General features: G+C 56.9%; 8 protein-coding genes and 1 pseudogene. 1 reads left to right on the forward strand and 8 read right to left on the reverse strand.

The genetic code is table 11. The features are described 5' to 3' along the window. Positions 1-334 precede the first annotated feature (334 nt). The 7 genes from AC19YT_RS27340 to AC19YT_RS27370 form a co-directional block, all read right to left on the reverse strand. Entirely contained in the window at positions 335-3,229 is a 2,895-nt protein-coding gene (locus AC19YT_RS27340; protein ID WP_373345750.1) for a type I polyketide synthase, read from the reverse strand. 13 nt (positions 3,230-3,242) lie between these two features. Beyond that, a complete protein-coding gene (locus AC19YT_RS27345) occupies positions 3,243-3,818 on the reverse strand; it encodes an allene oxide cyclase barrel-like domain-containing protein (RefSeq protein WP_242200204.1) in 576 nt (191 codons plus the stop codon). A 4-nt stretch (positions 3,819-3,822) separates the two neighbouring features. After that, the gene (locus AC19YT_RS27350; protein WP_242200202.1) at positions 3,823-4,851 is read right to left on the reverse strand and encodes a pyridoxal-phosphate dependent enzyme; all 1,029 of its coding nucleotides are present in this window, start codon (positions 4,849-4,851) and stop codon (positions 3,823-3,825) included. A gap of 43 nt (positions 4,852-4,894) precedes the next feature. Then, positions 4,895-5,650, reverse strand: a complete 756-nt coding sequence (locus AC19YT_RS27355) for a thioesterase II family protein (RefSeq protein ID WP_373345751.1) — start codon at positions 5,648-5,650, stop codon at positions 4,895-4,897. Then, on the reverse strand, positions 5,647-7,269 hold the full coding sequence (locus tag AC19YT_RS27360; RefSeq protein ID WP_242200198.1) for an AMP-binding protein: 1,623 nt from the start codon (positions 7,267-7,269) through the stop codon (positions 5,647-5,649). Before AC19YT_RS27360 ends, AC19YT_RS27355 begins: the two co-directional genes overlap by 4 nt. After that, on the reverse strand, positions 7,266-7,529 hold the full coding sequence (locus AC19YT_RS27365; RefSeq protein ID WP_242200197.1) for a hypothetical protein: 264 nt from the start codon (positions 7,527-7,529) through the stop codon (positions 7,266-7,268). Before AC19YT_RS27365 ends, AC19YT_RS27360 begins: the two co-directional genes overlap by 4 nt. Before the next feature lie 419 nt (positions 7,530-7,948). Further along, entirely contained in the window at positions 7,949-8,497 is a 549-nt protein-coding gene (locus AC19YT_RS27370) for a TetR/AcrR family transcriptional regulator (protein WP_242200196.1), read from the reverse strand. 273 nt (positions 8,498-8,770) lie between these two features. On the opposite strand from AC19YT_RS27370, the gene AC19YT_RS27375 reads away from it, so the two are divergent. Next, the gene (locus AC19YT_RS27375; protein WP_373345752.1) at positions 8,771-10,255 is read left to right on the forward strand and encodes a DHA2 family efflux MFS transporter permease subunit; all 1,485 of its coding nucleotides are present in this window, start codon (positions 8,771-8,773) and stop codon (positions 10,253-10,255) included. Between the two features lie 180 nt (positions 10,256-10,435). Here the strand turns inward: AC19YT_RS27375 and AC19YT_RS27380 are convergent. Next, positions 10,436-10,912, reverse strand: a pseudogene (locus tag AC19YT_RS27380) (IS3 family transposase); the annotation flags it as partial. Between the last annotated feature and the right edge of the window lie 115 nt (positions 10,913-11,027).

The following is an 11,027-nucleotide window of genomic DNA, read 5'->3' on the forward strand; positions in this document are numbered from 1 at the left end:
CAAACGCTTCGACTTCAAATGCCCGATCGAGGTGATGGGCGAAGTGATGCAAGAAGCCGTGGTGATGCGGCATGATGCTCCCGCTTCAATTCAATAACCGTGTTGCACTCAGATCCTGCAACCGCCCCGTGTTTCAGATCCATCGCACTTGCCAACATGATCGCTTCATCTTTTTGATGCGACAGTGTTTTATATCGACTCCAACGGATACCTCCATTGCTGGGCATCGCATGCCGGTGGGGCGAGCAGGCGATAGTGAATGAACTCTGACTGTCTACCACTACAGTTTCGACTTCATAGACACCGAACGTTGGATGAGTGATGGTTGCCATGACTACGCGTTCCCTTCTTTAGGATGAATGTGAATGCTATTAGCGGCGCCCGCATCCGTCAGGCATGTACATAAGCCCGACGGTGTGGGATCAGCCAGGAAGTCAGATACGTTCAACACGACCCCGAGTTCGGAGTCTGCAAATGCAATCAGTTGGAACGTCGCCAAGGAATCCCCGCCATCGTCACTGAACAACTGATACTGGCTGGAGGGAGGCGTCCCGGTGACCTTCTCCCAAAGTGCGGCAGCGGCCTGCGCAACGGAGTTGTACTTTCGCGACTCAAGCTGTCGTGCGGGTTCAGCGGTGCGGGGAGTGCTGCCCTGCGTCTCAAGTGCCACGCCGTGACGTTGGCGGTCGAAGGGGTAGGGTGTTAGCGGGATGGCTCTGGCTGGCAGGTTCCACGACGGGCGCCAGTCAATGTCCACACCGGCCATCCAGATTTTCTGCAGCGCGGTGTGCCACACCTCATGCTCCGGCGATTTATCTCGCTCGCCACGCATCGTGCGAATCGCGGTGTCTCGCGGCCGCAGCGCCATTGTCAAGGCCGTCAAGGTCGTGCCGGGGCCCACTTCGACAAATAGCGTCCCTTCACGAACCGCTACGGACTCAAGCGCCTCCAGATATCTCACCGGCTCACGCGCGTGCCGCGCCCAATAAGCCCCGTCGAGGCGGTCTGACGAGTCGAATGTTGTGCCGTGCAGGGTCGAGTGGAAGCGGATATCCGAAGGCACCGCCTTGGCCGTCGGCGCGGCGGCTGCCAGTTCGTCCAGGATGGGGGCCATCATGGACGAGTGAAACCCATGGGATACCGTCAAACCACGGCAACGTATGCCCAGGCTGGTCAATGAGCGTTGTATGCGTTCGATCGCGGCCTTGGTGCCCGAGAGAACGCAGGCCTCTGTCGCGTTGACGGCGGCTAGCGAAACGTCGTCCGCGAGCCAATCCCGGCAGGCTTGCTCACTCATGGCGACAGCGAGCATGGAGCCTGCTGGCAATTCAGACATCAACCTGCCCCGTCGAGCAGCGAACAGCAGTGCTTCTTCGGCGGTCAGCATCCCGGCGATGCAGGCGCCTGCGATTTCGCCCACGCTGTGACCGACGATTGCGTCAGGTACGACGCCGTGCCGAATGAGAAACCGGGCCATCGCGATTTGAACTGCAACGAGCGCGGGCTGTGCCGTCGCGGTATCGGTCAGGTCGGTGTCAGCATTTTCATCCAGCAGGAAGGAGACATCGACATCCGCTTGTTCTCGCAGCAGACGTACCAAGGCATGAAGATCACCTGCGAAATGTCGGTTCGACTTGGCCAGGCCGGTGGCCATGCCGAGGAACTGACTGCCCTGGCCCGGGAACTGGAAAACGATATCCGGCTTGCGGCGGCCGGTATCGCGTACCGGGTCACCGACCTGTAGAGCGCCGTCCTGGTCCGCAAACAAGGTTGCGCGATACCTGAGCGCTCGACGTGTGGTTTGGGCGCTCCACGCCGTGCGGTCCGGGGGAAGGCCGACGAGTTCTGCACGGTAGGCGCGTATCAACCTGTGGCAGGCAGCCTCGCTTTGCCCGGTTACGGGAATGACTGAAGGAAAATCGGTCGCGGCGGTTATCGTTTCATCGAGAGCTTGTGGCGAACGCGCCAGCACTATGTGCGCATTTGTCCCGCCGATTCCAAAAGCACTGACCCCAATGGCGCTTCGGCTATCCGTTGTATCCCACGGCTCGGCGATTGCGGGAAAATAAAACGGGCTGGCATCCAATGCTATCGAAGGGTTTACCTCGTCCATGTGGATCTGTGGCGCTATGAAACCATGCTGGATCTGGAGTACTGCCTTGATCAGCCCTGCCATGCCCGCGCAGGTTTCCAGGTGCCCGACGTTGGCCTTCACTGAGCCAAGTGCGCAGGACTTGTGTCCTTTCCCGGGCATTGCAAACAGGTCGTTCAGTGCGTTGAACTCAATCGGATCACCGGCAATCGTCCCGGTCCCGTGTGCCTCCATCGCCCGCATGTCCATGGGCGTGAGATTGGCATCGCGCATGGCCGCGCTGATCACGCGTCGTTGTCCGTCGACGCTGGTGGTGGTGAAACCCACCTTGCGGGCGCCATCGTTGTTGACGGCGCAGCCTTTGATTACGGCTAACACGCGTTGCCCGTCAGCGAGCGCCAGGGATAACGGTTTCAGAACCACTAGCGCGACACCGCTGCCAAACACCGTCCCTGTCGCTTTGCTGGAGAAAGGCATGCAGTGACCATTCTGCGCGTAGATCATGCCTCGCTGAGTCCGGTAATGCGCACGTTGCGGAAACCGCAACGTGCATCCACCGGCCAGCGCCACTCGACATCGCCCGGCACGCAAGGCCTCGACGGCTTCTGCGACGGCGACGAGCGATGTAGCGCAGGCTGCCTGCACACCGAGTACCGGCCCCTCTATGCCCAGGTGCCACGCTGCCCGTGTGACCAAATAGTCCTTATCATTGGTAATTTGCAACTCGAACCCTGACGGCTGGAATTTTTCCATGAGGTCGGACGCTTGCAAGTGGCCAAGGTAGGCTGAGCTACTGCAGCCGGCAAACAAGCCGGTGTCGGGCATTTGCCCGGGTTTGATACCGCTATGCTCGAGCGCATGCCATGCGCACTCGAGGAATAGTCGGTGCTGAGGGTCCATCAAGGCTGCATCACGATGACCCACGCCAAAAAACGTGGCATCGAATGACAGCACGTCGTCATTCAACGGTGCGGCAAATGGCATGGTCTGCGCATCGGTAGGCGTATCACCGAGTTCGATTACCGACTCGACGCCGTTCACCAGGTTGTGCCAGTACTGCTCAAGGGTGTTGGCACCAGGAAACCTGCAAGCCATACCAATGACTGCAATGTCGCGGTCCACGTGCTGATCGTACATGCAACCTCCGAATTCAATCAGTCGTGTATCCGCGGCGTACCCGGCCCTGAATCGCTTCGTCGGCCGCTTCGATCGGAATCAGCAGTACAAAGGCCCGATAGCGCTCGCGCGGGACCTCTTGATACAGTTGCCGTACCCCAATCATCCCGGTCACCTCACCGGTGACACCGGTGGCAAACAATGATTGCCATCGACCTTGCCAAATGGCGGATGAATTCCAGACCCCCGCTGTCTCGATTCTGCCCAAGCGCGTATCTGCGGTTTCCCGGTAATAGGAGATGACGTCTTCGCCCAGGCTAGCGATCTTCCAGCCTTCGCCGCTGATGGTGCCGATTTCGACGCCGTCATCCCCGATCCATCGATCAATATGCGAGTTGACATCGCCCACAGTGGGCCTGTCGTCAGCCTGTGCCTTGAACTGAATATCGCTGAGTTCAAGCAGTGGGAGCATGACGAAGCGATCGGTGCCTACGCGCTCGGCGACAATCTGCCGAGCTTTGTTGAACCCGTCGGGAAGGTCCAGTTGAGCTCTGGCCAGATCGGCCAGGCTCACCAGGTTTGACATCATGTCCTGTTCATTAATGGGCATAGCATTAGCTCCTTGTCGTTTGACGCTCGTTGTCGAGCAACTGTCGGCCCCGCTCGCGGTCGGCGTCGCTGCCGGCGTCGGGGAAGATGGTGACTACACTGGCCTCTTTGTCGAGTTCAGAGGCGACGTTACACGCGACGATCCAGTTGGCCGCGGCCGAACCGCCAATGGGGATGCCGGTTTCCTCGAAGAACCGGAACATGGCTTTGAGAGACTCCTCATGTGAGACGGTCTGGAACGGCACTTCGTAGGGAATCAACGAGACAAACGGTTGCCGGAACCCGAAACCAAATCCTCCTGCGCCTGCGAACCTGGCAGTTCCGTTTGGAGGTTCCATCGTGCCAAATGGCAGCTCGCGAGGCGTGCACCCTACGACGCGCAGGTCCTGGTTTTGCTGCGCCAGCGCTGCGTATACGCCAGCAAGCGTACCTCCAGTGCCGATGGCTGCTATCCAGGCATCGGGGCGTCGGCCGTCGAGCTGACGGCTGATCTCGGCGCCGGTGTGATGCTGATGCACCGATGTGTTTACCAAGTTCAGATGCTGGGATAGCAAGGTCCAGCCTGGCTCCGTGCGGGCGATCTGCTGGCTGCGGGCGATGATGCCAAGCAGAAAGTGGCTGCTGTCCACCTTCGTGACAATCGCGTTGCTATCGCTCAAGGATTGAAGCAATACCTCTGGCGCTGAGTCGGGTATTACCACGTGCACGGGCAGGCCGCACAGATGCCCCAAATGGGCTAAAGCCTTGGCCATGTTGCCACCCGACGAATCAAGAAGCTTGAGCGGGCCCTGATTAAAGTCGTGAGCATTGATCGCATCACAAAACAAGCCGAAGGCCACGCGATCCTTGATCGACCCGGAGGGGTTCTTCGACTCCAGCTTGGCGAAGATTCGACCTCCGTTCTGTGGCCCCGGCACTTCCACGAGCGGGGTGTTTCCCAGCGACGCACTGAAGTCCCTGAGTTGGGGAAACATATCCAGCGCTTTGGCAGGGCTGGGAGCTGCTGATTGAGTATTGAAAAGATCGAAATCCATGACAAGTTTCCCATTCCGCGTTTGGGTTGAATGAACGTAAAGGTCACGCCGTACGAGAGGGGCTCAGGATGGTTTTCACTACCAACGGCTCATTGCCGAGAAAGTAAAAGTGCCCGCCTGGAAAAACCTCTAGCACTGGATGTTTGGGCAGCAATTGAGACCACTCGAAGAACTGCTTTCTGTCGATCAACGGATCGTTGTCGCCTGCGAATAGACGGGTCGTGGGCAAGTCACCCACCGGCAACTTCGCAAGCTTTTGAAGAAGCGTCAGGTCTTGACGAACAGCTGAAGCAACAACCGTCTGAGCGGTGTCAACGGAGGTGCTCAACTCGGGCACTTCACCAAGCCCCATCGCACGCTCTGCAAGCTGGTCGACATCCTGCTGTGATTGAAGGGTTGTCTGTAGCGACGCTGGTGCCATCTGAGACGACAAGATGAGTTGAGCCACCTTGAATCTCGACGGTGCCAGGGAGGACGCTATATGCAGTGCCAGCAAGGCGCCCATGCTGTGCCCAAAGAGCGTGGCGGGCGCGATGCCAAGAAGACTGACCAACCCCCTCATGCAGCGTTGGATAGCGATGTGTGGGTCGCTCCAGTTCACTGTCGCGTGGCTCGTGCCTGGTTGAGGGTATTGCATTATTACGAGGTCCACGTCTGCAGGCAGATGGTCTCGCCACGCTCTATAGAATTCGGAACTACCGCCAGCGTGAGGGAACACCACCAGTTGATGTCGCACAGGCACTGAGGCCGCGAAGCTCAATTTGATGGCACCTTCGGCCTGGGCTTGTATGAGATTCATAGGTCACCCGACCCGGATGCTTGTGCTTCGCTTTTGCGCTCGCCGTAGAGTTGAGCGCGTAGAGACGCACGGTCAATTTTGCCGATGCCTTTGCGCGGAATCGCGTCTATCAGGACTAGCCTCTCCGGCAGTTTGAATTGCGCTATGCCAACAATCTCCAGGTGCCGTCGGACTTCGGATAACGAAAGCTGTTCTCCTTCGTGCACCACGGCGAACAGGCAAGGCACTTCGCCGAAACGCTGGTCGGATATACCCACCACCGCGACGTCTTGGATCTTCGCGTGCTGTTTAGTTAGCGCTTCAATCTCTTCCGGGCTGAATTTTTCTCCACCGCGATTGATGGAGTCGGTCAGTCGCCCATCGATATAGACGTTGCCCGCCGAATCAAGGTGGGCCATGTCGCCGGTGCGGTAATACCCGTCTTGCGTGAAGGCGCGGGAAGTCGCCAACGGATTGTTGAAGTACGAAGATATGGTGTAGGGGCCGCGGGTGATTAATTCACCCGATTGCCCAAGCGGGACCGGCGTGCCGTCTTCGTCCACGATCAGGACCTCATCTTGCTCGGACAACGGGCGGCCCTGTGAGTTGAATCGGACGCTGTCCGAATCAGTCGCACGGGTGAAGCAAAGAAGCCCTTCGCTCATTCCGTAGCACTGCTGGATACGCATCCCTAACTTTGATTCAGCAAGGGCTGCGAGATCAGCAGGCAGGCGCGACCCACCGACTTGAATGTGCCTTAATGTCTGCGGTGCACTCTCTTGCTGACTCACTCGATCAAGCCACTGGGCCAGTAATGCTGGAACCAGCGTCGAATGTGTTACTTCATGGTTTGTGATAAGTCTTAAAGCCGTTTCCGCGGACGTGTCCGGGGACAGAACCACGGCTCCCCCGCAAAGAAGGGTGCCGAGAATGCCTGGGCAGTTGATGACAAAACCGTGAGATATGGGGAGCACCGCCAGATAGGAGGAGCAGTGACTGAGCTCGAATACTCGGCTGGCTTCACCGATCATGTAGCTGTAGCCAGCGTTTTTTCTAGCGATGGGCTTCGGGAGGCCTGTCGTCCCGCTCGACAGCAGCATCATCGCTGTATCTTCTGGCCCCATCTCTGTCGCGCGCAGCTCATGTGCTGATGCGTTGTCACATGACGATGAGCAGAATTCCCTCAGACCTAGCCAGTCTGAATTGTCGCCGTTGTCAGGCTCGTCAATAAGCCCCAGCACCACGTCCAAACCTTCTTCACGACTTACAGTGCTAGCCACACCCGCTGCGCTGAAGCGACGATTACCTTTGGTCATGGCTATGACACGAGGCCTGACCAATTTCAGGATGTGTCGCAATTCTTGTTCGCGATAGGCGGGAAGGAGGGGGGCTGGAGCCGCGCCGGTTATCAGCGTTGCAAGCATCAAGATGACAGCTTCGGCGCAGTTGGGTAACTGAAACGCGACATGATCGCCTTTCGAGATGCTTAGGGCTCGCAGTCGTGCGGCGGTAGAGGCAACTCGCGACTTCAATTGCGCATAGGAAATAACTTCGCCATCAGCAATTAAAGCAGGTGCATCTCCCCCCTTGTTCAGGACCACGGCCAACTGTTCGTTCAGTGATGCAGGATGAGGACTCATCTCGTACCCCCGGCACGAGAGCCGCCAGTTGCATGGGCTGATTCGATCAGTCGCTCAAGCTCTCCCAAGGTATGGTCATGCGTATCCCAAAGCGAAAATCCGCTACATCCCAACTGCTCCAGCATCAGTTGCAGCTCCAGCGTTTCCGCCGAGCTCAGGCCCAGATCAGTGCGCAGCCTCCAGTCAGCGGCGGCGGACGCGAGCAGATCGGGCGGTAACCCTATTTCCTTCAGTAGCACAATTACCCGTGTCGACGTCATCCCTTGAACTCCATGAATATCCTTAATGAGAATTATTAACTCATGACTGCCGGTCAGTCAACAACGTGTTTATGAGTTTTTCAAGGGGCGTAGGAAATGAAGGGGGAAAGACAGGATCCGCTGCTTTGGTGAGTTCCACTGACGGAGGTGAAGTGGTAAGCAGGCAAGTGCCGCGCCTTGAGCCTGGGGCGACCGTTTACGTTGGTCGCGATTACAGCGAATCGGCGAGGATTGGAGTTAACGCGGGTCGCTGCAACGCCATCGGATGTGGGCGTAGACTCAAGGTGCAGGGTGAAGGCTTGGCTATTAACGTTCCGCAAGGGCAGGGAGGAGGCGGCCACCTTGGTTAGAGAGGAGTCGTTGGGTGCCGCTTTGGGGGTAACGCGTGCCACTGATTTTCAATATCAGCCGCCAGGCTTTCAGTTGGGCTCCTCAGCCACGTTAATCAGGCGAAGGCACACGGAGGTAACATCACGAGCAAATTGCTCACAATCGGTGCCCTCATTAGCGATCGCATCATCGGTGACCCCATGCACGCCGGCATAGATTATCAAGGCCGTGATTCGGGGCTGATCAAATCGCCAGGTACCGGCTTCATTCCCGCCCTGCAGAATGCCTTGCAACTGTTCCAGGATGGCGTTTTTTTCTTGGTTGCTACGATTGTGGTGATGGTGGTTTGTGTAAACGATGTCGTGCGTCCTATACGTTTCGACATAAGCAATAACGTTTGTATGGATCCAGGTGCGCAGGCGCGCCAGCCAATCTCCTGAAGCGCACTTGTCCACCTCTTCCTCGAGACGGCGCAGGAACTGCGCGGTGTAGCGTTGCCCCATCGCTTCAAGCAACTCATTCTTGGAAGAAAAGTAAATATAAAAAGTACCCTTCGCTACCTTCGCCAGTTCGGCGATCCCGTCAATGGTAGTGGCTTCGACGCCCTGCGCTAAAAACAGCGTTTCTGCGGCAGCCATCAATTCATCTAGGCGTACGTGCGCAGGCTTGGTTCGCGGGGTTTTCGAGGTGGGTGGCTCGACTTGGCTTTTCTTATATTTCATCGCTGTTTGGGGCCCTGCGTAAAAGTTGACTTGTTAGGAGAGGAAGAGGCATCTGTATGAGCCTTTCAGCCCTGACTATCGGTCGGTCAATTGTATCTTGGCGACGCCATCAAGCGAAGCCTTCTTATTGACTGACTGTCAGTCAGTGGATAGGATCAAGGTAAGTTCCTTAACGTAAATTGGACTCCGATGCGCAAATATCGAATTCACGCCTTGGTCGCTGCAGCCTATCTCGGAACATTTCTTGCGACGCTGGACATCAGCATCGTCAACGTCGCACTGCCTACTCTTCAGGCAGCGTTACACACTGACTTGGCAGGTCTCCAATGGGTCGTCAACATCTATGCAGTCGCATTGTCCGCGGTGATGTTATCTGCGGGGCCTCTTGGTGATCGCTATGGGCACAAACGGGTTTGGCTCGGTAGCGTTTTGCTCTTCGTGATTGGATCGGTCATCTGCTCGCTGGCTAGCCAACTGCCGATGCTTTTGTGGGGGCGCGCTGTCCAAGGCGTTGCCGGCGCGATGCTTATACCGGGGGCAATGCCGATTCTGGCTCACGCATTCCCTGATCCCGGCCAGCGGGCACGGGCGATTGGCGGGTGGTCCGCTTTTAGCGCACTTGCGTTGATTTGCGGGCCGTTAGTGGGTGGGATATTGGTCGAGCGTGTCGGATGGCAGAGCATTTTCCTGGTAAATGTTCCGCTTGGCATTCTGGCAATTGTGCTGGGTGCGTATGGTATTCCCGAGCGCAAGCATCTCGATCATGCGGCATTCGATCCAGCAGGGCAGGCCCTTAGCATGCTATGGCTGGGGGCACTCAGCTATGGCCTCATCGGAATCGGGGAACATGGCAGTTCGCCCGATAGGGTTTTAATCCCTTTGCTTACTGCCGGAGTGGGATTCATCGCATTCGTATGGGTTGAGTTGCGCGTCGAACGGCCTCTGTTTCCGATTAAATTATTCCGTAGCCGGCCCCTGGTGCTCGCCAATCTAGCCTCCTTTATCCTCGGCTTCTCCAGTTACAGCAGTCTCTTCTTTTTGTCCATTTTTCTCCAGCAAGTACAGGGAAGCAGCCCAGAGATTGCAGGCTGGAAACTAATGCCGCAGTTCGTCATGATGGCACTAGCCTCCTTGTTTTTCGGGCGATTCGTGGCGCGGTTCTCGATGAAGTTCCTGATGGTCGCAGGCTATGCGCTGATAGGTCTGGCCTTATGTGCCATGGTCGTTTTCAATCCATGGACTCCCTATCTAGGGATTGGGTTGATCCTTGCCGTACTGGGTTTTGGAACAGGGTTGTCAGTACCCGCGACCGGCATGATGGTCATGGACTGCGTCCCGCCTGAACGTGCCGGCATTGCATCTGCGACAATGAACGCCTTGAGGCAGACCGGAATGGCTCTGGGAATCGCTATTTTAGGTAGCATCATGAGCGTTTATGCGGTCAATAGGCTCACTGTTGAAATACAGGACAGTGGGCCAAGTCATGCAGCTTATTTGGCTCGGCGAGCGATAGTGGACCATGTTTTCCCGTCGACTCAGCCCTGGGTTGTCGATCTGTACAGGTCAGCGATGGCGGGTGGCTTTGGTCTCGTCATGATCTGTGCAGGCTTGGCATGCCTGGCGATATCAGGTCTGCTGCTTTTCTTTTTTATTTATAGGCCTGCGAATGCTTGAGCTCGTGGAACCGGGGGCGCTATGTAAGGGGCTGCCCAACACATCTTGCTCAATTTTCAGCGTCTGTCTGGAGTAGGAAATCTACCTCGTAGATACATCGTGCCGCTCGGATGGTCACAGGGTGTGTGAATGGCTTTACGTCACTCAACTCCACCCTAGCTGATTACGACGGTGTAGTGGTCAACTAATCCCGGACACGACGTTAAGTTTTTCCTCGGCCTGCGCTGGTGCCCACCCCTCGTTGAATTGGTGAGGCCGAATCCAGTTGTAGCGATGCATCAAAAAATGGCTGATATCGCGCTGTGCTTCCTGCGCAGTTCGATAGCCCACGGTCGGTATCCATTCTGTTTTCAAGCTGCGATATACGCGCTCCATCGGTGCGTTATCCCAGCAGTTTCCTCGTCGACTCATGCTTTGGCGCATGCGGTATCGCCATAACCGCTGGCGAAAGAATCGGCTTGCATATTGCGATCCCTGGTCTGAGTGGAATAGCAGATCCGAAGGCCTGCCACGCTGCTCGTAAGCCATATTCAGCGCTTTGATCACCAGCTCAGCGTCTGGCTTTTCCGACAGCGCCCAGCCCACGATCCGACGCGTACAAAGATCCAGGACGACAGCCAGGTAATGCCACTTTCCTTGCGCCCAAAGTTGAGTAAGAGACAGGGCGTAGTCGGGCTATCTCCCTATCTCTCCTCACCGAACCGGACGTGCACCTTTCAATGCATCCGGCTCTCCGTTTAAACGCTGGCGAACGCCATAGCCACTTCAGTGA

Source organism: Pseudomonas sp. MF08875, from assembly GCF_059862525.1.

What these genes read in the sequence shown, in the direction of transcription:
- AC19YT_RS27340 (WP_373345750.1), bottom strand. Translation starts at nt 3,229, where the DNA reads ATGTACGATCAGCACGTGGACCGCGACATTGCAGTCATTGGTATGGCT.
- AC19YT_RS27345 (WP_242200204.1), bottom strand. Translation starts at nt 3,818, where the DNA reads ATGCCCATTAATGAACAGGACATGATGTCAAACCTGGTGAGCCTGGCC.
- AC19YT_RS27350 (WP_242200202.1), bottom strand. Translation starts at nt 4,851, where the DNA reads ATGGATTTCGATCTTTTCAATACTCAATCAGCAGCTCCCAGCCCTGCC.
- AC19YT_RS27355 (WP_373345751.1), bottom strand. Translation starts at nt 5,650, where the DNA reads ATGAATCTCATACAAGCCCAGGCCGAAGGTGCCATCAAATTGAGCTTC.
- AC19YT_RS27360 (WP_242200198.1), bottom strand. Translation starts at nt 7,269, where the DNA reads ATGAGTCCTCATCCTGCATCACTGAACGAACAGTTGGCCGTGGTCCTG.
- AC19YT_RS27365 (WP_242200197.1), bottom strand. Translation starts at nt 7,529, where the DNA reads ATGACGTCGACACGGGTAATTGTGCTACTGAAGGAAATAGGGTTACCG.
- AC19YT_RS27370 (WP_242200196.1), bottom strand. Translation starts at nt 8,497, where the DNA reads ATGGCTGCCGCAGAAACGCTGTTTTTAGCGCAGGGCGTCGAAGCCACT.
- AC19YT_RS27375 (WP_373345752.1), top strand. Translation starts at nt 8,771, where the DNA reads ATGCGCAAATATCGAATTCACGCCTTGGTCGCTGCAGCCTATCTCGGA.